Source organism: Saccharibacillus sacchari DSM 19268, from assembly GCF_000585395.1.
In the GTDB taxonomy this organism is placed as follows: Bacteria; Bacillota; Bacilli; order Paenibacillales; family Paenibacillaceae; genus Saccharibacillus; species Saccharibacillus sacchari.
The window spans coordinates 63,113-87,732 of the sequence record NZ_KK073875.1 but is presented as its reverse complement, the minus strand read 5'-3'; the positions used below and the strand labels follow the sequence as shown (position 1 = coordinate 87,732).

Here is a 24,620-nt window from a genome sequence, read left to right as displayed (position 1 = left end):
AATGGATGAACGCAAATCCGGTCAGTTGAATCACCTGGATTTATGGATCCGCTGGAAAGAGCATAACGATGTCGAAGCCAAGAAGAAACTGATCGAGAATCACTTATCCATTGTCGATTACGTCTCTTCGCGGCTCGCGGTGGGACTCCCGAAAAACGTTTCAAAGGACGATTTGGCCAGCAATGGAGTCATGGGCTTAATCGACGCGATCGAAAAGTTCGACTACAAGCGCGGCTTGCAGTTCGAAACGTATGCCTCCTGGCGAGTACGCGGTGCCATTCTTGATGGACTGCGACAGGGGGATTGGGTTCCGCGTTCCGTTCGGGAAAAGGCGAAGAAAATCGAGGAAGCTTACCAAAAGCTGGAGCAGGAACACATGCGAGGGGCTTCAGATCAGGAAATGAGCGAGTTTTTAGGCATATCGGAAAAAGAATTCCAACAGATGCTGCAAGACGTTTCCGTCATGTCGCTCGTTTCGTTGGAAGATCCGATTCGGGAAGAGGAGTCGGAGACGCGCTTATCCGTTATGGTCGACGAAAAAGCCAAAAACCCGGATCATAAAGTCAATGAATTTTACTTGAAGGAAGCGTTGGGCAAAGGCATCGAAAAGCTGACGGAAAAAGAGCGGATCGTCATCTCGCTGCTCTATTACGAAGATCTGTCGCTTAGCGAAATTGCCGAAGTCATGTCACTTTCGCCTTCACGGATTTCGCAATTGCATTCCAAAGCGATACTGCGTCTGCGCGGGACGCTGGATAAACAAAAAAGCCTGCTTATGCAGGATCGTTAGTGTTAGATGGGAATCGGCCGGGGGCATCTGGCCATCGACAAGCAAATGTTGAAAAGAGGGGTTGTCCGTGGTTGAGCATTTAGCTTTGGACCGTCACCTTGCCGTTTCGTTCGACGCGTCCAAAATGTCTGCACACTTGCGTTTTGTAAAGCCGGAAGAGGGCTTTGCATGCACGGAAGAAAGCTTGAGACAGTTTTTGAACGACCAGAACGTTCGCTTCGGTCTGATCGACGAAGCCATTGGCAGGTTTGTCGCGTCACCAGCTAGTTACTTTTTTGAAGAAATCGAAGTTGCTCGCGGTATTCCCGCAGTTGATGGTCAAAATGGTTATATCGAATTTATGTTTGAAAAAGAAGATGAAGCGAGGCCCATGGAACGCGAAGACGGTCGAGTGGATTATAAAGAACTGATTCGTTTGAAAAATGTGGGTAAGGGGCAGCTGTTGGCTCGCCGGCACCCATCCCGGCCGGGGACGCCGGGAACTGGAGTGACGGGAGAAGAAATTGCGTTCAAACCCGGCAAAGAAGCACGTTTCAAAATTGGAAAAAACGTCGTGACGGACGAAAATCATACATCGCTGTACGCCACGATCGAAGGCATGGTCAGCCGTACCGATAACGGGAAGATCAATGTATTTACCGTTTATGAAGTTCATGGCGACGTCGATTACAGCAGCGGCAATGTAGACTTCGTGGGCACTGTTGTCATTCGGGGAAGCGTACTTCCGGGGTTCCGCGTGAAAGCGGCCGGCGATATTCGCGTGCAAGGCGGCGTGGAAGGAGCCGAATTGTATGCGGACGGTTCGATTGAAATTACCGGGGGCGTGATCGGTTACCATAAAGGAATCGTCAAAGCGGGCATGAATGTTAAAAGTTCGTTTATCCAGGACGGTAACGTTGAAGCCGGCGAAGATATTATCGTTTCGCAGAGCATCATGCATTCCGAAGTCAGAGCAGGTAAAAATGTCATTTGCAGCGGTACGAAAGGTTTGATTGTCGGCGGCCATATCCAAGCCGGAGAAGGCGTTATCGCACGTACAATCGGCAATACGATGGCGACAGCCACCGCAATCGAAGTAGGCGTTCTGCCGAATCTTCGCAACGAATTGGCAGACCTACATAAAAGAATGCGGGAAACCGCTGATAATATGCAAAAAACGACCCAGGCATTGGGACTTCTCGATCAGATGGCCTTGGCGGGAACTTTGGGCGCGGACAAGCTTGCGCTTCGCGCCAAACTCAGCGTAACCAAGCGCCAACAGGACCAGGAACGCTCGCATTGCAAAGAACGTATTTTTGAAATCGAACATATTCTTGAAGATACGGGCCGTGCTCGCGTGGTCGTGAATGATACCATTTACGGCGGTGCGAAGATTGTAATCGGCCGGTACACGAAATTCATGAAAGAAACATCGTCACGGGTATCCTTCCAATACCTTGAAGGCGATATCGTGATGTCTGCCAATCGCTGAAGAGCTGATTCTGTTTATTAGGAATAGGGGTGTTCAATCATGAAAGCGATCGAAGTTCAATTGTCGGTACATCGCGCTCCCGAAACAAGTCGCATGCAGCAAGAACAATTGCAGCGCCCCTTGATCGATCAGGCTCAGCTTGCCGGGCAGGCAACTGCGGAGATCGAGCGATCCCGGCATCGCAGCGCGCCTACTACAGAGGCTGCTGATGCCCAAATTCGCAAAGATGCCGAAGGAAACAATCAGCACGATTCGCATGGAGGGGGAGCGCATGAGCAGGATCAACCGGAGGCCGAAGCGCGAACGGTTGCGGCTCCCCATCCTTTTAAAGGAAAACATTTGGATTTGTCGCTGTAAGAAAGGAACCTGAGATGAACGATGCCTGGCTTTACGTAATGCTGCTCGGTGCCGCGGCTGTCGTGTATGCTTTCTTGATTCCGAAAGAAAAATCGGCCAAACAAGCTTCCGGTAGTGATCGCGTTGTGCAGCAAGTTGAGCAAACGCTTGAACAGTACATGGTTGAAATGGAAAAAGAAAATGACGATCTCGTGAATTTGCTGGTGCAGATCAGGCAGGAAACGGGAGCTAAACAATTGGCGCTTCAGGAACAATTGGGCGATATGCGCGGACGTCTGGCCGAAATGGAACGTACCGCGGGTAAGCACGAAGCCCGTATTGAACAATTGTCGTCTGTCGATCCGCGTGCTGCCCAAGAAGCGGCCATACAACTGAGAAACGAATTGTTGGAAAATGCTGCAACTCTATCGCCATCACCGGAACCGCAGCCCGAGCCGGAAGATTCTGTTCGCCATCGCTATCCTCAATTATTTGAATTGCATGACCAGGGGAAATCAGTTGATTTCATCGCCAAGGCGATAGGGCTTCAGCGCGGCGAAATTCAACTGATTTTGCGTCTGGCAAAGAGGGAGGAAGCGTAGTGTTCAAAAATCGCTCGTTTATGCTTGGATTGGGAATCGGTATTATTACGGGCGCGTTGCTGCTCCAATTGATGTTGCTTGCTCAAAGCGGAAGACCGACTACACCTGCCGATGTAGAGTCGACGAACGAAGTGCAGACTAACGCTCCGGCAGGTGAAGGTGAACAACCCACGGAAGAGCAGCCGTCTGACTCATCCGATGCCGAAGAGACGCCAACAGATGCGTCCGAGCCTCAGGATTCCACGGAAGAGCCAACCGAACCTGAAGCCGCGGCACCAACCGAGCCGGATTCTGAAGCGGCAGAAGCACCGGAAACGGGTCAAGCGCCCGCATCGTCAGAGCCAGAAGAACCAGCTGCTGCGACAACAGAGGCGCCTACAGCACCGACTGAACCCACAGATACGGCTACAACGGGTTCGGACCAGCCTGCTCAGGCTCCGGTGGTGCCGACCGAGCCGGAAGCCTCAGCAGATGTGGAGCCTCAACAGTCCAGTGCGGTGGAATCTTCGAATGTTTCATTCGAAATTGAACGCGGCATGAATCTGAAGGCTGTCTCGCAAGCGCTTGAGAATGCGGGGGTTGTCGACGATGCTGTTGATTTCCAACGTCAGGCAGCAGAAGCCGGAGTAACCGGCAAACTGCAAATCGGCAATTACTCTTTTAAATCGGGAGATTCTTATGCGGATATTATTCGCGAGATTTCTACGTCAAAAGAAGAATAGCATGCCTTCAAGCCGTCAATTTCAATGAGAAATTGACGGCTTTTGTTATGCAGAAAAAAGAAACGGGTGAAACATTCAAAATAATAATCCTCGGGGATTGCGAAGTAGGGTCTATTATGATAAACTAAACAACGGTGTTAAAACACACGCTGATTAATTCTGCGGAAGGTGCTTCGCCCGGGGCGGAGTCTCCACAGGAAATGATTTCGGCGGAGGTACATCAAAAAAACCAAACCCATAGGAGGTGTATGGAGAATGGCAGTTATCTCCATGAAACAGCTTCTCGAAGCTGGCGTACACTTCGGTCACCAAACTCGTCGTTGGAACCCGAAGATGGACCGTTACATTTTCACAGAAAGAAACGGTATCTACATTATCGACCTGCAAAAAACAGTCAAGAAAGTTGACGAAGCGTACAACTTCGTTAAAAACCTGGCTGGCGAAGGCGGCACGATCCTGTTCGTAGGTACGAAAAAACAAGCTCAAGACTCCGTGAAAGAAGAAGCGGAACGTTGCGGCATGTACTTCATCAACCAACGTTGGCTCGGCGGCACGCTGACTAACTTCCAAACGATCCAAAAGCGTATCGATCGTCTGAAAAAGCTTGAAGCTTGGGAAGAAGACGGTACATTCGAAGTTCTGCCTAAGAAAGAAGTTATCTTGCTCCGCAAAGAGAAAGATCGCCTCGAAAAATTCCTGGGCGGAATCAAAAACATGAAAAAACTGCCTAGCGCGCTGTTCATCATCGATCCTCGCAAAGAGCGTATCGCGGTTGCAGAAGCACGCAAGCTGAACATTCCGATCGTAGGTATCGTGGATACCAACTGCGATCCGGACGAAATCGACTACGTAATCCCGGGCAACGACGACGCAATTCGCGCCGTTAAATTGCTGACAGGTAAAATTGCGGAAGCCGTTATCGAAGCAAACCAAGGCGAACAAACAACTGCATAAGTCCGGCGGCGTTGAAATCGGCGCCTAGCATACGGATCGGCAGAGTTAAAAAAAGAGGGTGGTTGGTGGTGAATAGCCTCTTAACCGCCCTTTTTTTAGGAGTAAAATACCAATACTTATCTGGAGGGAATCAACAATGGCAGTAAACGCGAGCGCAGTAAAAGAACTTCGTGAAAGAACGGGCGCAGGTATGCTCGATTGCAAAAAAGCACTGGAAGAAACAAACGGCGATATCGACAAAGCGGTAGACGTTCTGCGCGAAAAAGGTTTGTCCGCAGCAGCGAACAAAGCAGGTCGCGCAGCTACTGAAGGTACTGTTGAATCTTACATCCACGCAGGCGGCCGTATCGGCGTTCTGGTTGAAATCAACTGCGAAACTGACTTCGTTGGTAAAACCGACCAATTCAAAAACTTCGCACGCGACATCGCGATGCATATCGCTGCAGCAAGCCCGCTTTACGTTCGTCGTGAAGAAGTTCCGGCTGAAGTTGTAGAAAAAGAAAAAGAAATCCTGAAGGCTCAAGCTCTGAACGAAGGCAAGCCTGAAAAGATCGTTGAAAAAATGGTCGAAGGCCGCGTCAACAAATACTACGAAGAAAACTGCCTGCTTGAGCAGTCCTTCGTTAAAGATCCGGACAAAACGATTTCGCAACTGCTGAACGAAAAAATCAGCACAATCGGCGAAAACATCTCCATCCGTCGTTTCGCTCGTTTCGAGCTTGGCGAAGGTCTGGAAAAGAAAGTCGATAACTTCGTAGAAGAAGTTATGGCTCAAGTGAAGTAATTTTTAAAACGCGTAACTAAAGATCAATCACAGCTTCTGTGCATGGGGGGAACACTTGGTGTTCCTTCTTTTTTAACCAGGGTTCCCCATGTGTTCAGGTAGCGGAAAAAAGCGGAGGGTAAAATTGATGCAGCCTGCATTTAAGCGAGTGGTACTCAAAGTCAGCGGCGAGTCGCTTGCGGGACAGAACGGATACGGAATCGACGGACTGATGATTTCGGACATTGCCGAACAAATCAAGGAAGTCGTGGAATTGGGCGTGGAGGTAGCAGTCGTTTGCGGCGGCGGTAATATCTGGCGAGGAATCGCGGGTAGCGCCAGCGGCATCGATCGTTCGACCGCGGATTACATGGGTATGCTTGCGACAGTCATGAACTCGCTTGCCCTTCAAGACGCGCTCGAATCGATTGATGTACCGACTCGTGTACAGACATCGATTGCCATGCAACAGATTGCCGAGCCGTACATTCGCCGCAGAGCGATTCGCCACCTGGAAAAAGGCCGCGTCGTCATCTTTGCAGCAGGTACGGGCAATCCGTTCTTCTCGACCGATACGACTGCCGCACTGCGTGCTGCGGAAATCGAAGCGGAAGTTATCTTGATGGCGAAGAATAAGGTAGATGGCGTGTATTCGGCCGACCCGTTCATCGATCCTACCGCAGAGAAGTTCGAACAACTTACCTACATGGAAGTGATTAGCCGTAATCTGGGCGTAATGGACTCCACCGCTTCTTCCCTGTGCATGGACAACAATATTCCGCTTATCGTATTTGCTATTACCGAACAAGGCAATATCAAAAGAGTCGTTCTCGGTGAAAAAATCGGAACGATCGTTAAAGGGAGTGTAGATTAATGCCTCAGACCGTGAAGAAAAACGCGGAAGATCGCATGGGCAAGGCCATTCAGGCGCTGCAACGCGACCTGAGCACGCTGCGCGCCGGGCGCGCCGTACCGGCTCTGCTCGACCGGATTCAAGTTGAGTACTACGGAGCACCTACGCCGCTTAACCAACTGGCGAACATCAACACGCCGGATTCCCGGACGTTGATGATTCAGCCTTGGGACAAGTCGTCGCTGGGTGAGATCGAACGTGCGATTCAAAAGTCGGACTTGGGTCTTACGCCATCGAATGACGGCAACGCGATTCGTTTGGTGATTCCGGCCCTGACGGAAGAGCGTCGTACCGAGCTCGTCAAGCTGACAAAGAAGTTCGGCGAAGAAGGTAAAGTAGCGGTTCGGAACATCCGCCGTGACGCCAATGACGATATCAAGAAGATGGAAAAAGGCGAAATCTCCGAAGACGAGTCCCGTGGCCATCAAGAAGAGATCCAGAAGCTTACGGATAAATATATCGCGGAAGTCGACAAAGTGATCGCTGCAAAAGAAAAAGAGATTATGGAAGTTTAAGACCCCGCGACCCCTCCGTTCCAGGTGGGGTTGTGTCTTTTTTCGGGACATCTGCGGGAGCTGAAGCATGGAGGAGAAGACATGATCAATCGGTTTCGCTCGTGGATTGGTCCGAAGGAGCGCGAGCAGGCTTCAGGACCGGCCGAACCGTCGGCGGATAACGTACCGCAGCATATCGCCATCATCATGGACGGCAACGGACGATGGGCCAAAAGACTCGGCATGCCGCGGATCGTCGGTCATCAGAGCGGGATGAAGGCGGTTAAGCGAGCTACGATCGCTGCGGACGAGCTAGGCGTTCGTTACCTGACGTTATATGCCTTTTCCACGGAAAATTGGAGCAGGCCCAAAGAAGAAGTCGATTTTCTGATGCGGCTGCCGCAGGAGTTTCTGGCATTGGAACTTGAAGAACTTATCCGGAAAAACGTGCAAGTGCGGATGATGGGCAATATGGAAAATCTGCCGGAGCATACGCTTAAGGCGATGCGCGAAGCGACGGCCCGCACAAAAGACAATACCGGATTGGTGTTGAACTTTGCGCTGAATTACGGAGCGCGCCGCGAGTTGGTGGAAGGCATACGTGAAATTGCCAAACGTGTTGAAGCAGGTCAAGTTCGGGCAGAGGATATTGATCAAGCGATGATTTCCGCCCATCTTCAAAGCGTAGATATGCCTGATCCCGATCTGTTGATTCGTACCAGCGGGGAGCTGCGGATCAGTAACTTCATGCTGTGGCAGATCGCGTATAGCGAATTATGGTTTACGGACGCCTATTGGCCGGAATTCGGCAGGGAGCATCTTAGAGAAGCGGTAGCCGAATACCAGCGGCGCACTCGCAGATACGGCGGTTTGAAATAGCGGCGTCGCCCGGACGGAGGATGAAACGGTGAAACAACGAATTATAACCGGTGTCGTAGCCGGCGTGTTGTTCTTGGGGCTGTGTGTATTGGGCGGCTTTGGGTACCCGGCATTGATTATGCTGATGGCGCTCGTCGGCTTTTATGAGTTTGCAAAGATGAGCACAGGGGCTCCGTTTCGTGCGGAAGCTTGGATCGGTTATCTCGCTGTAGCGTACTTGACTTTTCCTTGGCAAGTGTGGGATTTGGATTTCCCGATCCCTCCTCAGCATGCCATCTGGCTGTCGCTGCTGCTGCTTCTTTGCGCGACAGTGCTTACCAAAAACGAAATCAATATCAAGCAGGCTTCGCTGCTCTTCCTGGGTGCAGTTTACGTCGGCTTGGGTTTTTATTATATTGCGATCTCGCGAGAAACTCCGGACGGACATGGCTTGTTTTGGACATTCCTGCTGCTCCTAAGCATTTGGGGGAGTGACGCGGGCGCCTACTTTACGGGCAAAGCTTTCGGTAAAAACAAGCTTTGGCCGGCCATTAGCCCGAATAAGACGATTGAAGGTGCAGTCGGAGGCATCTTGATTGCCGTCGTGATTGCACTTGGATTTTCATTGGCGGCGCCTGAGCTATTGGATCCGCTTCGGGCCATGTTGATCGGTTTGGCTGCTTCGGTTGTCGGACAAATGGGAGATTTGATTCAGTCTGCGTACAAGCGCGTATATGGAATCAAAGATTCCGGCAGCATTTTGCCCGGACACGGAGGCATTTTGGACCGCTGCGATAGTTGGTTGGCCGTATTCCCCTTCGTACATATTCTATTTTTGCTTCCGTATTGAACGGCGTGAAGCGGTAGGAAAAGCGCATAGGGACAAAGAGGGGAAGCGAACATCGAATGAAAAAAATTGCTTTGCTTGGCTCCACGGGTTCGATTGGTACACAGACTCTGCAAGTCGCAGCCGAGCATCCTGAGCACTTTCAGGTTGAGGCACTCGCTGCCGGAGGGAATACCGGATTGCTTTTGGAACAAATTCGGCAATTCAAGCCCGCCAAAGTATCCGTTGCGACGAAAGAAGCAGCGGAGTCGTTAAAATCTCAAGTTCCAGCTGGAACCAAGGTTTATTTTGGTAACGAAGGCCTGATTGAAATCGCTGCGGGCACGGATGCGGATACGGTGGTGACAGCTGTAACGGGCAGCATGGGGCTTCCTGCTACCTTGGCTGCTATTGACGAAGGCAAAAACATTGCTCTCGCCAATAAAGAAACACTGGTCACCGCTGGTCATTTGGTGATGCGCCGCGCGGCGGAAAAAGGCGTACCCATTCTGCCGGTAGACAGTGAACATTCTGCAATCTTTCAATGCTTGAATGGTGAACCGAGAGAACGGCTTTCGGGCATCACGTTGACGGCTTCGGGAGGTTCGTTCCGTAACTTGAGCCGTGCGGAGCTTGCGAACGTCACCGTCGAAGATGCACTCAAGCACCCCAACTGGTCGATGGGCTCCAAAATCACGATCGATTCGGCCACCATGGTTAACAAAGGGCTTGAAGTGATCGAGGCGCATTGGCTATTTGGTTTGTCTTACGATGAAATCAACGTGCTGCTTCATCCCGAGAGCATCATCCATTCATTCGTTGAATTCGAAGATACCAGTATCATTGCCCAACTGGGCAATCCGGATATGCGGGTGCCGATCCAATATGCGCTGACTTACCCGGATCGCATCCCGCTTAAGGCGAATCGGTTGTCGCTTGCCGAGATCGGTAAACTCAATTTCCGGGAAATGGATTTCGGCCGCTTCCCTTGTTTAAGGATGGCCTACGACTGTGGTAGAATGGGAGGAACCGCACCGACCGTCTTTAATGCGGCGAATGAAGTCGCGGTAGCACGCTTTTTGCGCCGGGAAATTTCATTCTTGCAGATCGAAGAGACGTTGGAAAAGGTCATGCAGCAGCATACGGCTATTGCCGATCCGGATTTGGATGTGATTCGCGAAGCCGATCAGTGGGCACGCCGAGTCGCATCTGAATAAGAGAGGCTGCTCTCTGCTGTTTGCCATGCTATTTCAGTATAATCGCTTGACCAACAGGGAGGATCAGACCAGACATGATGACACTTCAGATCGTCGTGTTGACCGTACTGATGTTTTTCGTCGTCGTTACGGTGCACGAATGGGGGCATTACTACTTTGCGAAACGCGCAGGCATCTTAGTGCGGGAATTCGCGATCGGCTTCGGCCCTAAGCTGTTTTCTTATAAACGAGACGAAACGATGTTTACCCTGCGACTGCTGCCGCTTGGCGGTTACGCAAGAATGGCAGGCGAAGATCCCGAGCTTGACCCGATCCAGCCGGGACAAACGATCGCGGTTCGTTTATCGGATGAAGGTGTCGTCAAAAAGATTTACCTCGATCAATTGGATAATCGGCGCAATGTCGTGATCGGAGAAATCGAATGGATCGATATCGAAGAGCGGATGCAAATTCGTTTGAACGTGGACGGCGAGACGCAGCATCTTGAAGTGGATCGCAAAGCGGATATCGTTACGCGCGGTCAAGAACTTCAGGTTGCGCCGAAAGACCGTCAGTTCCGCAGCAAAAGCGTAGGTAAACGCGCCTTGGCTATTTTTGCCGGACCCCTGATGAACTTTGTATTGGCCTTCGTATTGTTCTTGATTTACGTGCAGGTTTCGGGCGTGCCGGATGAAAAGGCGACAGGTGTCGAAGTTGCCGATATCGTGGCCGGAACGCCTGCCGATTCGTCGGATCTGGTCAAAGGCGATATCATCCAGTCGATCGACGGACAAGCCGTGAACGGCGACTTGGCCAAAGTTACGGAATTGGTTAACGCGTCGGGCGGCAGCGAAGTCGAAATGAGCGTGCAGCGCGGAAGCGAGACCGTTCAGGTTCCGGTGACGCCGAAGCTGGTTGATGCGCAGGACGGCAGCCAAGTGCTGCAAGTCGGTATCCAACTAAGCAAAATCAAACGGAGCGCTTCCTTTACGGAAACGTTCGAATTTGCCGGGAAATCGTTCGCGAACGGCAGTACCGCCATTTTGGACGCTTTGCGCAAACTCGTTTTCGAGCGCTTTGACATCAATCAGTTGGCAGGTCCTGTAGGCACCTTGCAAGCGACCGGAGAAATCGCAAGTCAAGGCATCGATCAGATGATCCTGTGGACAGCGCTTGTCAGCATCAACTTGGGGATTTTCAATCTGCTGCCGATTCCGATGTTGGACGGAAGCCGATTGATCTTCCTGGGTATCGAAGCGGTGCGCAGACGACCGATCGATCCGAACAAGGAAGGCATGGTGCACTTTATCGGCTTCGCGCTGATCTTCCTGCTCATGATCGCCGTGACGTACAACGATATTTTGCGCATCATCAAAGGCTAGGCATCAAAAGGTAAAAAACCGACTTTGCCGTCATCTGGCGGCAAAGCGGCCTGTTCGATAAACGGAGGGACATACATGGCAAGCGATAAACAGGATAAGCAGTTCGTTACGGAGATTACCCCGCAGAGCGAAGACTTTTCGCGCTGGTATATCGATGTTATTAAAAAAGCGGAATTGATGGATTATGCACCCGTACGCGGTTGTATCGTATTCCGTCCCGAAGGTTATGCGATCTGGGAAAATATTCAGCAAGAAATGGACCGTCGTTTCAAAGAAACGGGTCACCGCAACGCGTACTTCCCGATGCTGATTCCGGAAAGCTTCTTCCAAAAAGAAAAAGAGCATATCGAAGGTTTTAACCCGGAATTGCCTTTCGTAACCGAAGCGGGCGGCGACATTTTGGAAGAGCGCCTTGCCGTTCGTCCGACTTCGGAAACGATGTTCGGCCATATGTACTCCAAATGGATCAAATCGTACCGCGATCTTCCTGTGCTGATTAACCAATGGGCAAACGTCATGCGTTGGGAAAAACGCACTATGCCGTTCCTGCGTACAAGCGAGTTCCTCTGGCAGGAAGGACATACGGCGCACGAAGACGAGAAAGATGCACGCGAAGAAACGATGCGCATGCTTGAGTTGTATCGCGATTTCGTCGAAGACTTCCTCGCTATGCCGGTCATAATGGGTCAAAAAACGCCGTCCGAGAAATTCGCGGGCGCGGTGGACACGTATTCGATCGAAGCGATGATGAAAGACGGCAAAGCGGTTCAAGCGGGTACTTCCCACTATATGGGTACCAACTTCGCGAAAGCGTTCGAGATCCAATATCTCAACCGCGATAACGAGCTGGAGTTCACGCATACGACTTCGTGGGGAACAAGCACGCGTCTGATCGGTTCGATGATCATGGCGCACGGCGATGACCGCGGTCTGGTTATCCCTCCGAAAGTCGCGCCGACGCAAGTCATCTTGATTCCGATTGGACCTCCGAAAATGCGTGATATGGTCATTGAGCGTGCGGACGCCCTGTATGCTGAACTTAAAGCAGCAGGTATTCGCGTGAGTATGGATGATCGTGCAGATGTGCGTCCGGGCTGGAAATTCAACGAATACGAAATGCGCGGCGTGCCGGTACGGATCGAAATCGGACCGCGTGATATCGAAAACGGAGTCTGCCTGTTGGCTTCCCGTCTGGGCGGCGACAAGCTGACTGTTCAGCTCGATAACGTGGTGAACGACGTGAAGCAGCTGCTCGACGACGTGCAAAAAGGCATGTACGAGCGTGCGCTCGAATTCCGTGCCAGCCATTTCCACTCGGTGGATAACTTGGACGAAATGCGCGCTCAAATGGAAGAGAAGCGCGGATTCTTCTTGGCCGGATGGTGCGGAAGCGAAGCTTGCGAGGATACGGTTCGCGCCGAGACGGGCGCGACAAGCCGCAATATCCCGTTCGACCCGCAAGAACATAAGACGACTTGCGTCGCTTGCGGAGAAGCAGCCAAGCATACCGTTGTGTTTGCGAAGGCGTATTAATCTTTTAAACAGAGAGCAAAACCGGAAATGAAGCTTCCGGCGGCGAGGCGAAGAACGAGGCCCGCCGCGGAAGCTCTTCGCTTTTTACGAAACAAAGGGGGACAGACGATGAGTGAGACGGCGGAGCGCAGGCAGCGCCTCGAACTGCTGATGAAGCAGGCCGAGATGCCCGCTAGCGCGGCGGACCCTTATTTTAATGATGGATATATCGACCAGGTCGAAATCAGTCGGTCGAACCGGGATTGGAAAATCGTGCTGGTCAAAGACACGTTGGTACCCGCACAGATTTATCGTACGTTTTGTTTGCAGATTCAAGAGCGGCTTAAGCATATCGCGAAGATTCGCTTTTTGTTTCAATATACGGGGGAAAATCGACAAAGCGAGATCGTAAACGAGTATTGGAAGTTGTTTATCGAATGGGCGCAGCGCGAGATTCCTTCAGTCAACGGATGGATGGCGAGAGCGCAGGCCGTGACAGAGGGAAATGTGACGACGGTCTCGTTTACCGATCCGATGTCGCTGGAGCTTGGACGCAAACGCAACATCGATAAAGCGCTGACCGACTTTTACGACAAATATTTCGGTCTTCAGCTTCAGGTGAAATTGAACGTCGATACGGGGGAAGCGGCGGCCAAAGAGGCCAAAGCGCAATTCGACGAGATGCGCCGACGGGACGAACAAGCCGCGATCGAGAAAATGATGGCGGAGATCGACGCAGAGATCAGCGCGGGCGAAGAAAACGAAGACGGCGAAGTCGTCAAACTTCAGATCGGCTACGATATCCGCGACGAAGCGATTTCGCTTCAGACGCTGCAAGACGAAGAAAAGAAAGTGACGATTCAAGGCTTAATCTTCGGTTTGGAAAGCAAAGAGCTGCGTAACGGTAGTACATTGTTCACGTACTATCTGACCGACTACAGCGACTCGCTCCAAATGAAGATGTTTGCGAAAAACAAAGACGATCTGAAAGTGATGAGTTTGCTGGCGAACGGCAAATGGGTCAAAGCTCGCGGGCGCGTCGAAATGGACCGTTTTATGCAGATTCCCGAACTCGTCATGATTCCTTCGGATCTGATGGAAATCAAGTCGCCTCCGATTCGCATGGACAATGCCGAAGAAAAGCGCGTCGAATTTCATTTGCATACCAAAATGAGTACGATGGATGCGGTATGCTCAATCGACGAATACGTGAAGCGTGCCGCGAAATGGGGACATAAAGCGATTGCGGTCACCGACCACGGCGGCGTGCAATGTTACCCGGACGCGGCGAAGGCGGCCAAAAAGAACGGTATTAAAATGATGTACGGCGTCGAAGCGAACGTGGTCAACGATTCCGTCGCGGTGGTGCTCAATCCCCGTGAAGGCGAATTGAAGTCGGCGGAATACGTCGTATTCGATATCGAGACCACCGGTTTGTCGATCACGCAGAACAAAATTATCGAAATCGCGGCGGTCAAAATGCGGGACGGCCAGGAAACGGGACGTTACTCGACGTTCGTCGATCCGCATGAACGGATTCCTTACCATATCCAGCAGCTGACCAATATCACCGACGATATGGTGCGCGGAGCGCCGGAGATCGACAGCGTTATTCGCGAATTCGTGGAATTTGCGGGAGACGCGATCCTGGTCGCGCACAACGCGCGGTTCGATATCGGTTTTATCCAGGCGACGCTCAAAAACTTCGATCTGCCGCTGATGGAAAATCCGGTGCTAGACACGTTGGAAATGGCACGCTTGCTGCATCCGACGATGAAAAACCACCGATTGAACACATTGGCCAATCGATACAAAGTGGCGCTCGAAAGCCATCACCGCGCCATCGACGATACGATCGCGCTGGCGGGCATTTTGACGGGCCTGATCGAAGACGCGGTCAAAGAACGCAATCTCAACAACCTGAGCCGCTTGAACGATTTTGTCGGCAAAGACCTTTCCAACGCCCGTCCGTTCCATTGCGGCATTTATGCGCTGAACGAAGTCGGCAAAAAGAATTTGTACAAACTCATCTCCATGTCGCATACCGAGCATTTCAAACGGGTGCCTTGCATTCCGAAGTCGAAGCTCGAAAACATGCGCGAAGGCCTGCTGATTTTGTCGGGCTGCGAAAAAGGCGAATTCTTCGAAGCCGTGCTGAACAAAACGGTCGAAGAAGCGGAAGACGTGGCAGGCTTCTACGATATTTTGGAAATCCAGCCGCTGACCATGTACATGCATTTGGTGGACAAAGGCTTGGTCGGCAGCGCGGAAGAACTCAAAATCGCGGTCGAAAAAGTATGCAAGATCGGCAACAAGCTGAACAAACCGGTCGTGGCCACGGGCAACGTGCATTACCTGGATCCGCGGGACAAAATGTACCGGGATATCACCATCCACGGCATCACGGGCTTCAGCCCGCTCAAAGACCAAAACAAACCGGACGCTCATTTCCGCACGACCGAAGAGATGCTGGAAGAGTTCAAATTTTTGGGCGAAGAAAAGGCAAGAGAAGTGGTCGTGACCAACACGTCCGAACTGGCAGACCGTTTTGAAGAAATCAAGCTGTTCCCGTCTGAACTGTACACGCCGGTCATCGAAGGAGCCGATCAGGAGATCCGCGATACCTGCTACAACACAGCCAAGGAAATGTACGGCGAAGAACTTCCGGAAGTCATTATTGCGCGATTGGAAAAAGAACTCGGCCCGATCATCAAATTCGGTTTCTCGGCCAACTATCTGATCTCCGAACGTTTGGTTAAAAAATCGAACAGCGACGGTTATCTGGTCGGTTCGCGGGGATCCGTCGGTTCGTCCGTCGTGGCCATGTTTCTCGGTATTTCCGAAGTTAACCCGCTGCCGCCGCATTATATATGCCGCAACCCGGAATGCAAACACAGCGAATGGTTCTTGGACGGCAGCGTGCGAAGCGGATTCGACCTGCCGAACAAACAATGCCCGAACTGCGATTCCACCATGCTTGGCGAAGGACACGATATCCCGTTCGAGACGTTCCTGGGCTTCAAGGGCGACAAAGTTCCCGATATCGACTTGAACTTCTCGGGCGAATACCAGCCGCAGGCGCACAATTTCACCAAAGTCATGTTCGGACCGGACAATGTGTTCCGCGCCGGCACAATCGGTACAGTCGCCGAAAAAACCGCATTCGGTTTTGCGAAAAAGTACGAAGAGCATCACCAAAAGCGTTGGCGCTCGGCCGAATTGAATCGTTTGGCATCGGGTTGTACCGGCGTTAAGCGCAGTACCGGACAGCACCCGGGCGGTATCGTCGTGCTGCCGGACTATATGGAGATCGAAGACATTACGCCTGTCCAGTACCCGGCCGACGACGTGAACGCGGAATGGAAAACGACCCATTTTGACTATCACGCATTCGACGAGAACCTGCTCAAACTCGATATTCTGGGACACGATGATCCGACCATGATGCGGATGCTTCAGGATTTGACCGGCGTCGATCCGACAACCATTCCGATGAACGACCCGAAGGTGATGAGCATGTTCAACTCGACGGATTCGCTCGGCGTCACGCCGGAGCAGATCCGGACCCCCGTTGCCACTTACGGCGTACCGGAGATGGGGACCAAATTCGTGCGTCAGATGCTGATCGAAGCCAAACCGTCGAGTTTTGCCGATTTGCTGCAAATTTCCGGTCTGTCGCACGGAACCGGCGTTTGGCTGGGAAATGCCGATCAACTGATCAAAAACGGCACTTGCAATATCAAAACCGTAATCGGCTGTCGGGACGATATCATGCTGTTCCTGATTTACAAAGCGGGAATGGATGCGAGCCTAGCCTTTAAAATTACGGAAAGCGTACGTAAAGGTAAAGGTCTGCCGCAGGAATGGATCGACGAAATGAAACGCTGCAAAGTGCCGAACTGGTATATCGATTCCTGCCTGAAAATCCAATACATGTTCCCGAAAGCCCACGCCGCGGCTTATGTCATTTCGGCCGTGCGTACGGCTTACTTCAAGCTGTACCATCCGATCGAATATTACGCGACGTATTTCTCGGTCCGCGCGGCCGATTTCGAAATCGAGCTGTTCTGCCAGGGATATGAAGCGATCGGGCGGAAAATCGTCGAGATCGAACAAAAAGGCTTCCAAGCGCTTCCGAAAGAAAAAGCCATGCTGCCGATTCTGGAGATGGCGCTTGAAATGACCGCTCGCGGTTTTACATTCAAAACGATCGACCTGTACCGTTCCGACGCGCAAAAATTCATCGTCGACGGAACAAGCCTGATCTTCCCTTTCGCGGCGCTCGCCGGTCTCGGCGACAACGCGGCAAAAGGCGTGGCCGCAGCGCGTGATCATGGCGAATTCCTCTCCATTGAGGATTTCCAGCAGAAGTCGAAGGCCTCGAAAACGATTATCGAACTGCTCGGGCAACTGGGCTGCTTCCGCGGCCTGCCTGAAAGCAATCAGCTTTCTTTGTTCTAAAGAAGGGCGTAATGACGGCCTTTGTAAAGCCCTCATACTTGTCACCATTACGGGCTTATGGTATAATGGAGGTAGGATTTTGGAGTTAGACACAGTAGGAGATAGATCTTTGTGTAGAGAGTGGGGCAACCCACTCTTTACTTTTGGGCTGATATCTTCTGCGCCGCCCTTGCGGACGGAACTTGAAAACGCTTGGAGGGTGAATGCTTGAGCACACCGAAGATTAAAACAACCGTAGAAGAGATGATCGAACCGTACCTGACTGAACAGGGATTTGAACTGGTCGATGTGGAGTATGTAAAGGAAGGCGGCAGCTATTTCTTGCGTATTTACGTAGATAAGGAAGGCGGCATCGATATTGATGACTGCGGGCAGATCAGTGAGTACATGAGCCAGAAACTGGACGAAAACGATCCGATCGAAGAGGCGTACTTCCTGGAAGTGTCGTCGCCGGGAGCCGAACGTCCGCTAAAAAAAGCGGAAGACGTGCTGAAGGCAGTCGGAAAAGATGTTTTCGTTACGACTTACGAACCGATCAACGGGTCGAAGGAATTCGAAGGCAAACTGCTTTCGTTTGAAAACGGAGAACTTGTAATCGCGTTCGGGAAGAAACAGGCAGCTGTGCCTTACGACAAGGTCGCCAGCGCCAGACTGGCCATTATTTTCTAATATAGATAGTCCTGAAAGGGGGAGCGTTGGGCAAATGAGTACGGATTTCATTGAAGCATTAAACGAGCTGGAGCGTGATCGGGGGATTAGCAAAGAGATTCTTTTCGAAGCGATCGAAGCAGCGCTGATCTCCAGTTACAAGCGCAATTTCAACACGGCTCAAAACGTACGCGTGGATATGAATCGCAATACCGGGGTAATTAAAGTATACGCGCGCAAGTTGGTAGCCGAGGAAGTTCTGGATGACAGAACCGAAATCTCGCTCGAAAATGCGCGGGAAATTAATCCGCATCTGCAAATCGACGATATCGCCGAGCTGGAAGTGACGCCTCGCGATTTCGGGCGCATCGCGGCGCAAACGGCGAAACAAGTCGTGACGCAACGTATCCGCGAAGCTGAGCGTGGTCTGATCTACAATGCGTTCGTTGACAAAACGGAAGACATCGTAACGGGAACCGTGCAGCGCATGGATGCCCGCAACTTGTATGTCGATCTGGGCAAGATCGAAGCGGCTTTGCCGCTCACCGAGCTTATGCCCGGTGAAAAATTCGCGCATAACGAGCGGATCAAAGGTTATATCACAAAGGTGGAAAACACCACGAAGGGTCCGCAAATCATCTTGTCCCGGACACATCCCGGGCTGTTGAAGCGCCTGTTCGAACTTGAAGTGCCCGAGATTTTCGATGGCGTCGTCGAAATTAAATCGGTAGCACGCGAAGCCGGTTTCCGTTCGAAAATTGCCGTTTATTCCCGTAATGCGGAAGTGGATCCGGTCGGTTCTTGCGTAGGTCCGAAAGGCGTGCGCGTGCAAACGATCGTGAACGAACTCCGCGGGGAGAAAATCGACATCGTGAACTACTCCGAGAGCGTGGAAGAGTACGTAGCGAATGCGCTAAGTCCTTCCAAAGTTATCGAAGTCGAAGTATTCGAAGCCGAAAAAATGGCCCGCGTCATCGTACCGGACTATCAGCTGTCGCTTGCGATCGGGATCAAAGGCCAAAATGCGCGTCTTGCGGCGAAGCTGACCGGTTGGAAGATCGACATCAAGAGCGAAACGCAGGCTGAAGAAGAATTCGGCAGAGAGCGCACGTACGACGGCGAAATGCCGCAAGACTCCGTGTCTATCGACTAGAATTTTTAACGTTATAGGCGAAAGCGGGGATTCCGACCATGAAAACGAAAAAGGTGCCGCTGCGCAAATGCGTAGCCAGCCAGGAAATGCTGCCTAAAAAGGAATTGATTCGGGTCGTCCGCACGCCGGAAGGCCAGATCGAGATCGACCTTACAGGCAAAAAATCCGGTAGAGGCGCTTATCTGCGCGCAGATGCAGACTGCTTCCGGCTTGCCCAGAAGAATAAGTCATTGGATCGCGCGCTCAAGCAGCCGGTGCCGGCCGAAATCTACGAACAACTTGCCCGGGACTTCATTCGGGTTGAACACCAATTCCGTGAATTACAGGAGAGAGAAACAGACGATGAATAATGAGCTTTCGGGACTGGGGCTGGCCATGCGCGCCGGAAAGATGGTTACCGGAGACGAAATGGTGATCAAAGCTATCCGGTCGCGTGAAGCCAAGTTGGTCGTCTTGGCCGGCGATGCCTCGTCCAATACCCAGAAAAAGTTTCGCGACAAATGCGCTTCATACGGCATTCCCCTGCTTGTCGGTTTCGACCGCGAGCGGCTAGGCGCCAGTATCGGTAAGCCGGAACGCCTTGTGCTCGCGTTGACCGAACAGGGATTTGCCGACATGATCCGCAGGAAACTGGGGACAACGTCGGAGGTGGAGTATATTGAGTAAACCAGAAAGCAAAGTTCGGGTCTATGAATACGCCAAATCGCTCGACATGAGCAGTAAAGAAATCATTACCATTTTGAAGAAACTCGAAATGCCGGTGAATAATCACATGAGTGTGATGGAACCTGAGGCAATCGGCAAAGTGGAACAATTTTTTCGGAAAATCAAGTCGAATGCCTCCAAGCCGGCATCTCCAAGCAGCAAGCCGCAATCGAACGGTGATAGCCAAATAAAAAATTCACAAGAAAAGCAGGTAGGTATGAATAATAAACCCCAAACCCCAAGTAGTAGTCAGTCGCAAAGTCAAGGCGGTAACCGTCCTCAGGGCAACCGCAGTTCTTCTTCCGTAGGCGGCGGTCAAAGTCGTCCGCAAAGCGGCGGCGCAAGCCGTCCTCAATCCAGCGGTCAAGGCGCGCGTCCAAGCAGCGGCGGCGGCCAAGGCGGTAATCGCACGGGCGGCGGTCAAGGCGGTCAAGGCGGTCAAGGCGCGCGTCCAGGCGGCACAAGCACGGGTTCGCAAAACCGCACGGGCGGCGGAGCTTCTTCTTCGCAAAGCCGCGGACCTTCTTCCTCGAACAGCAGTTACGGTGGTAACCGTAGCGGCGGCCAAGGCGGACAGGGCGGTAACCGCACAGGCGGACAAGGAGGCCAAGGCGGCAACCGCACAGGCGGTCCGGGCGGACGTCCAGGCGGCCAACGTCGTTCCGACGATAGCCGAGGCGGATTCCGCGGCGGTCAAGGCGGACGTGGTGGCAAAGGCGGACGCGGCGGCAACAACCGCAACAACCAACCACCAAGAGAAAAAATCGACAATACGCCAAAGAAAATTATCGTACGCGGTACGATGACGGTTGGCGAAACGGCAAAGCTTCTGCATAAGGATGCTTCGGAAGTCATTAAGAAGCTGATTATGCTGGGCGTAATGGCGACAATCAACCAAGAGCTGGATCTGGAAACGATCCAACTGCTCGCAGGCGATTTCGGCGTTGAAGTCGAGATCAAAATCCCGGTTGAAGACGATCGTTTCGAAACATTGGAAGAGACCGACGAAGAAGCTGATCTGAGAGAGCGTCCTCCGGTCGTAACGATCATGGGTCACGTCGACCATGGTAAAACGACATTGCTTGATGCGATTCGTTCGACGAATGTAACAGGCGGCGAAGCTGGTGGTATCACGCAGCATATCGGTGCTTACCAAGTCGAAATCAACAACAAAAAAATCACGTTCCTGGATACTCCGGGTCACGAAGCCTTCACGGCGATGCGTGCTCGCGGTGCGCAGGTAACTGACATGACGATCATCGTCGTTGCAGCAGATGACGGCGTTATGCCGCAGACTGTTGAAGCGGTCAACCACGCGAAAGCGGCAAACCTGCCGATTATCGTAGCAGTGAACAAAATCGACAAGCCCGGTTCGGATCCGGACCGCGTGAAACAAGAACTCACGGAGTACGGTCTTGTGCCGGAAGAGTGGGGTGGCGATACCATCTTTGTTAACGTATCCGCGAAGCAAAGAATGGGTCTTGAAGGCTTGCTAGAAATGATCCTGCTGGTAGCCGAAGTCAACGACTACCGCGCAAATCCGGACAAGCGTGCTCGGGGTACGGTTATCGAAGCCGAGTTGGATAAAGGCCGGGGCCCGGTTGCCCGCATTCTCGTTCAGCACGGTACGCTCAAAGTGGGCGATGCTTTCGTAGCCGGTAACTGTTTCGGACGCGTGCGCGCGATGGTCAATGACAAAGGTCGTCGATTGAAGGAAGCGGGTCCGTCGACTCCGGTCGAAATTACGGGTCTGACGGAAGTGCCGCAAGCCGGCGATCCGTTCATGGTGTTTGAAGACGAGCGTAAAGCTCGCAGCATCGCGGACAAGCGTTCGATTACGCAACGCGAATCGGATATGGGCGCGAACACTCGCGTTACCCTTGACGATCTGTTCAAGCATATCAAAGACGGCGAAATCAAAGATCTCAACGTTATCATCAAAGGCGACGTTCAAGGTTCGGTCGAAGCCCTCAAAGGCTCGCTTGCGAAGATCGAAGTCGAAGGCGTTCGCGTTAAGATCATTCATAGCGGCGCCGGTGCAATTAACGAATCCGATATTATTCTGGCGGCGGCTTCCAATGCCATCGTGATCGGCTTTAACGTTCGTCCGGACAACCAGGCTTCGTTGACTGCCGAACAGGAAAAAGTAGATATTCGTTTGCACCGCGTTATTTACAGCGTGATCGAAGAAATCGAACAAGCGATGAAAGGCATGCTCGATCCGATCTTCAAAGAAACGGTCATCGGCCAAGCCGAAGTTCGCAGCACGTTCAAAGTTACCAAAGTCGGCGTAATCGCGGGCTCCATGGTTATCCAAGGCAAGATTGCGCGTAATGCGGAAGCTCGCTTGATCCGTGGGGGCATCGTCATCTACGAAGGCAAGATCGACTCGCTCAAACGCTATAAAGACGACGCGAAAGAAGTCGCTCAAGGCTACGAATGCGGAATTACGCTCGATTACAACGATATCCAAGAAGGCGACATTATCGAAGCCTTCGTGATGGAAGCTGTCGAGCGCTAAAAGCGGGGTGAAAAAACATGGCAAAAATTAGAGTAGGCCGAGTCGGGGAAGAAATCAAAAAAGAACTCAGCCAGATGATTCAGAGCGAATTGAAAGATCCGCGTATCGGATTCGTTACCGTCACCGATGTTGAGGTGACGGGCGACCTGTCCGAAGCTAACGTGTATCTGAGTATTTTCGGCGATGAAGATCAGAAGCAGCAGTCGCTGACGGGTATCAAAAAAGCGACGGGCTTCCTTCGTACCGAAATCGGCAAACGAATTCGCTTGCGGCATACGCCGACGCTGTTCTTCCATCTCGACGAATCGATCGCATACGGCAGCAAGATCGAAAGCCTGCTGGGGCAGATCAAGTCGGAAGACGGGTCGGAGAAAGCCAAACAAGAGAATAAAGGAGACGGCGATGCGGACGTATGAGCAGGATTTAATCGGTGCGCGGCAATTTATCGAACAGCACGATGACTTCCTGGTCGTGGCGCACGTACAGCCCGACGGAGATGCAGTCAGTTCCACCCTTGCGGTGGGCTGGCTTCTCTCGCGTTTGGGGAAAACCTTCACGATGATTAATGAAGGACCGATCCCGCAACGCATGACCTACATGGAAGGGTCGGAGCAGATTCTGGACATGAGCTTGACGGAGCGCACACGGACTTATGGAAATGTCATTTGTGTCGATTGCGCGGACTTCAAACGGGTGGGTCTGGTTTCGGAATGGATGGAAGAAGGATCGAACATGCTCAATATCGACCATCATCCGACCAATGACGAATACGGCACACAGACGTTGATCAAAGCGGATGCGGCTGCAACAGCTGAAATTTTGTATGATCTGGTCAAGCTGTTCGACTTGGGTTGGGATCGCAACATCGCTGAAATGCTGTATACGGGCATTTTGACCGATACGGGCGGTTTCCGGTATTCCAGTACATCCCCGAAAGTGATGCGAATCGCTTCGCATTTGCTGGAGCTTGGCGTCAACGGTCCGGATCTCGCCGATTCGCTGCTGGAGCAGTTGACCAAGCCGCAATTCGATGTGTTGACCTTGTCGCTGGCTACGCTGCAAATGTCGGAAAACGGCAAGGTTGCATGGGTGCATGTGACGCCGGAACATATGGTTCAGGCAGGCGCATCCAACGAGGATCTGGAAGGCATCGTGAATTACCCGCGCAATATCCAGGGCGTCGAAGTCGGCGTGCTGTTTAAAGTCATTAACGAGAATGCGGTCAAAGCAAGCATGCGTTCCGCAGGCAAAGTGGATGTGGCGGCGATTGCTGCCGAATTCGGCGGAGGCGGGCATGTGCGCGCAGCCGGTTGCCGACTGGAAGGTACGCTTGAGCAAGTGACCGCGCTCGTGATCGAGAGGATCAAACAATCGCTATGAATGATTTTGACGGCGTACTGCCGGTACACAAGCCCGCAGGCATGACGTCTCACGATGTCGTGGCGAAATGTCGGCGGTTGCTTCAAATGAAACGAATCGGCCATACGGGCACGCTTGATCCGTCCGTTACCGGCGTGCTGCCGCTTTGTTTGGGGCGCGCTACCCGGATGGTCGAATATTTGCAGGAAATGCCGAAGGAATACCGTGCGGTATTGAAATTCGGCATCGCGACGGACACGGAAGACCTGACGGGAACCATCATTGAGGAACTGCCCGAAACAGGAATTACCGAAGCGCAGGTGAGAGAGGCGTTGGCCGACTTTATCGGTCCGATCATGCAGACTCCGCCTATGTATTCGGCAATCAAAGTTGACGGTAAACGACTTTACGAGCTGGCTCGGGAAGGAAAGACCGTGGAACGCAAAGCGCGCGAAGTGGTGATCCACGAACTCGAAGTCACGGGCTTTGAAGAAGGCGATCAGCCGGAGGTTTCTTTGCGCGTATTATGTTCAAAAGGAACTTATATTCGGACGCTCTGCGTCGATCTGGGCGCCAAATTGGGCGTTCCGTCGACGATGGCGAAGCTGGAGCGCACGCTGTCCGCGGGTATCGGTCTGGATGGTTGCCTGACCTTTGAAGAGATTGCGGAGCGGATGGAAGCCGGCACGCTCGCGGATACGCTCGTTCGGGCAGACAAGGCGGCTGTTCATATGCCTGAGCATAAGGTAGACGAGCGCAGGCTGGAGAACGCGTTGCGCGGACAAAAGCTGTCGTCTTGGGCTGTACTGCCTTCCGCGGAAGGGCTGCAAAAAGAGTTCAGACTCTACACGCCGGATGACCGCTTTATCGGGATTTACAGATGGGACGAAGAAGTCGGCAAAGTCGTTCCGGTTAAAGTGTTCTTGCCTTAAATGTCCGGCACTGGGCAAAGAA

General features: G+C 52.2%; 23 protein-coding genes. All 23 read left to right on the top strand.

Annotated features, from left to right (window positions below):
- Nucleotide 1: 1 nt before the first annotated feature.
- The 23 genes from SACSAC_RS00360 (at nucleotide 2) to truB (ending at nucleotide 24,598) form a co-directional block, all read left to right on the top strand.
- The gene (locus tag SACSAC_RS00360; protein ID WP_037282322.1) at nucleotides 2-790 is read left to right on the top strand and encodes a FliA/WhiG family RNA polymerase sigma factor; all 789 of its coding nucleotides are present in this window, start codon (nucleotides 2-4) and stop codon (nucleotides 788-790) included.
- A 67-nt stretch (nucleotides 791-857) separates the two neighbouring features.
- Entirely contained in the window at nucleotides 858-2,261 is a 1,404-nt protein-coding gene (locus tag SACSAC_RS00355) for a flagellar assembly protein A (protein ID WP_051506752.1), read from the top strand.
- Between the two features lie 39 nt (nucleotides 2,262-2,300).
- Nucleotides 2,301-2,618 (top strand): hypothetical protein, encoded by a 318-nt coding sequence (locus SACSAC_RS00350; RefSeq protein WP_037282318.1) that lies wholly within the window; start codon nucleotides 2,301-2,303, stop codon nucleotides 2,616-2,618.
- A gap of 14 nt (nucleotides 2,619-2,632) precedes the next feature.
- Nucleotides 2,633-3,199, top strand: coding sequence for a DUF2802 domain-containing protein (locus SACSAC_RS00345; protein ID WP_037282314.1), 567 nt, complete (start codon nucleotides 2,633-2,635; stop codon nucleotides 3,197-3,199).
- The gene (locus tag SACSAC_RS00340; protein WP_037282311.1) at nucleotides 3,199-3,921 is read left to right on the top strand and encodes an endolytic transglycosylase MltG; all 723 of its coding nucleotides are present in this window, start codon (nucleotides 3,199-3,201) and stop codon (nucleotides 3,919-3,921) included. The genes SACSAC_RS00345 and SACSAC_RS00340 overlap by 1 nt, the downstream gene beginning before the upstream one ends.
- Nucleotides 3,922-4,176: 255 nt before the next feature.
- Complete coding sequence (gene rpsB, locus SACSAC_RS00335) at nucleotides 4,177-4,875, top strand: 30S ribosomal protein S2 (protein ID WP_037282308.1); 699 nt, start codon at nucleotides 4,177-4,179, stop codon at nucleotides 4,873-4,875.
- Nucleotides 4,876-5,011: 136 nt separating this feature from the next.
- Nucleotides 5,012-5,659 (top strand): translation elongation factor Ts, encoded by a 648-nt coding sequence (gene tsf / locus SACSAC_RS00330; protein ID WP_037282305.1) that lies wholly within the window; start codon nucleotides 5,012-5,014, stop codon nucleotides 5,657-5,659.
- Nucleotides 5,660-5,783: 124 nt separating this feature from the next.
- The gene (gene pyrH / locus SACSAC_RS00325) at nucleotides 5,784-6,512 is read left to right on the top strand and encodes a UMP kinase (RefSeq protein WP_037282302.1); all 729 of its coding nucleotides are present in this window, start codon (nucleotides 5,784-5,786) and stop codon (nucleotides 6,510-6,512) included.
- A complete protein-coding gene (gene frr, locus SACSAC_RS00320; RefSeq protein ID WP_037282299.1) occupies nucleotides 6,512-7,066 on the top strand; it encodes a ribosome recycling factor in 555 nt (184 codons plus the stop codon). The genes pyrH and frr overlap by 1 nt, the downstream gene beginning before the upstream one ends.
- A gap of 81 nt (nucleotides 7,067-7,147) precedes the next feature.
- Entirely contained in the window at nucleotides 7,148-7,924 is a 777-nt protein-coding gene (locus SACSAC_RS00315; RefSeq protein ID WP_037282296.1) for an undecaprenyl pyrophosphate synthase, read from the top strand.
- Between the two features lie 28 nt (nucleotides 7,925-7,952).
- The gene (locus tag SACSAC_RS00310) at nucleotides 7,953-8,753 is read left to right on the top strand and encodes a phosphatidate cytidylyltransferase (RefSeq protein WP_037282294.1); all 801 of its coding nucleotides are present in this window, start codon (nucleotides 7,953-7,955) and stop codon (nucleotides 8,751-8,753) included.
- 56 nt (nucleotides 8,754-8,809) lie between these two features.
- Entirely contained in the window at nucleotides 8,810-9,946 is a 1,137-nt protein-coding gene (locus SACSAC_RS00305; protein WP_037282292.1) for a 1-deoxy-D-xylulose-5-phosphate reductoisomerase, read from the top strand.
- Between the two features lie 74 nt (nucleotides 9,947-10,020).
- Nucleotides 10,021-11,307, top strand: a complete 1,287-nt coding sequence (rseP, locus tag SACSAC_RS00300; protein ID WP_037282290.1) for an RIP metalloprotease RseP — start codon at nucleotides 10,021-10,023, stop codon at nucleotides 11,305-11,307.
- Nucleotides 11,308-11,382: 75 nt separating this feature from the next.
- Nucleotides 11,383-12,840, top strand: a complete 1,458-nt coding sequence (gene proS / locus SACSAC_RS00295; RefSeq protein ID WP_037282287.1) for a proline--tRNA ligase — start codon at nucleotides 11,383-11,385, stop codon at nucleotides 12,838-12,840.
- 108 nt (nucleotides 12,841-12,948) lie between these two features.
- Nucleotides 12,949-17,280: a PolC-type DNA polymerase III gene (locus SACSAC_RS00290; protein ID WP_037282284.1), complete on the top strand. Its 4,332-nt coding sequence runs from the start codon at nucleotides 12,949-12,951 to the stop codon at nucleotides 17,278-17,280.
- 207 nt (nucleotides 17,281-17,487) lie between these two features.
- On the top strand, nucleotides 17,488-17,949 hold the full coding sequence (gene rimP, locus SACSAC_RS00285; protein WP_037282280.1) for a ribosome maturation factor RimP: 462 nt from the start codon (nucleotides 17,488-17,490) through the stop codon (nucleotides 17,947-17,949).
- Between the two features lie 34 nt (nucleotides 17,950-17,983).
- Nucleotides 17,984-19,081, top strand: coding sequence for a transcription termination factor NusA (nusA, locus tag SACSAC_RS00280; RefSeq protein WP_037282278.1), 1,098 nt, complete (start codon nucleotides 17,984-17,986; stop codon nucleotides 19,079-19,081).
- Nucleotides 19,082-19,119: 38 nt separating this feature from the next.
- Nucleotides 19,120-19,431: an RNase P modulator RnpM gene (rnpM, locus tag SACSAC_RS00275; protein ID WP_037282275.1), complete on the top strand. Its 312-nt coding sequence runs from the start codon at nucleotides 19,120-19,122 to the stop codon at nucleotides 19,429-19,431.
- A complete protein-coding gene (locus SACSAC_RS00270; protein ID WP_037282273.1) occupies nucleotides 19,424-19,747 on the top strand; it encodes a L7Ae/L30e/S12e/Gadd45 family ribosomal protein in 324 nt (107 codons plus the stop codon). The genes rnpM and SACSAC_RS00270 overlap by 8 nt, the downstream gene beginning before the upstream one ends.
- A complete protein-coding gene (infB, locus tag SACSAC_RS00265; RefSeq protein WP_037282270.1) occupies nucleotides 19,740-22,307 on the top strand; it encodes a translation initiation factor IF-2 in 2,568 nt (855 codons plus the stop codon). The genes SACSAC_RS00270 and infB overlap by 8 nt, the downstream gene beginning before the upstream one ends.
- A 17-nt stretch (nucleotides 22,308-22,324) precedes the next feature.
- Nucleotides 22,325-22,723, top strand: coding sequence for a 30S ribosome-binding factor RbfA (gene rbfA / locus SACSAC_RS00260; protein ID WP_037282268.1), 399 nt, complete (start codon nucleotides 22,325-22,327; stop codon nucleotides 22,721-22,723).
- Nucleotides 22,710-23,687 (top strand): DHH family phosphoesterase, encoded by a 978-nt coding sequence (locus tag SACSAC_RS00255; RefSeq protein ID WP_037282266.1) that lies wholly within the window; start codon nucleotides 22,710-22,712, stop codon nucleotides 23,685-23,687. The genes rbfA and SACSAC_RS00255 overlap by 14 nt, the downstream gene beginning before the upstream one ends.
- On the top strand, nucleotides 23,684-24,598 hold the full coding sequence (gene truB / locus SACSAC_RS00250) for a tRNA pseudouridine(55) synthase TruB (RefSeq protein ID WP_037282264.1): 915 nt from the start codon (nucleotides 23,684-23,686) through the stop codon (nucleotides 24,596-24,598). Before SACSAC_RS00255 ends, truB begins: the two co-directional genes overlap by 4 nt.
- Nucleotides 24,599-24,620 lie beyond the last annotated feature (22 nt).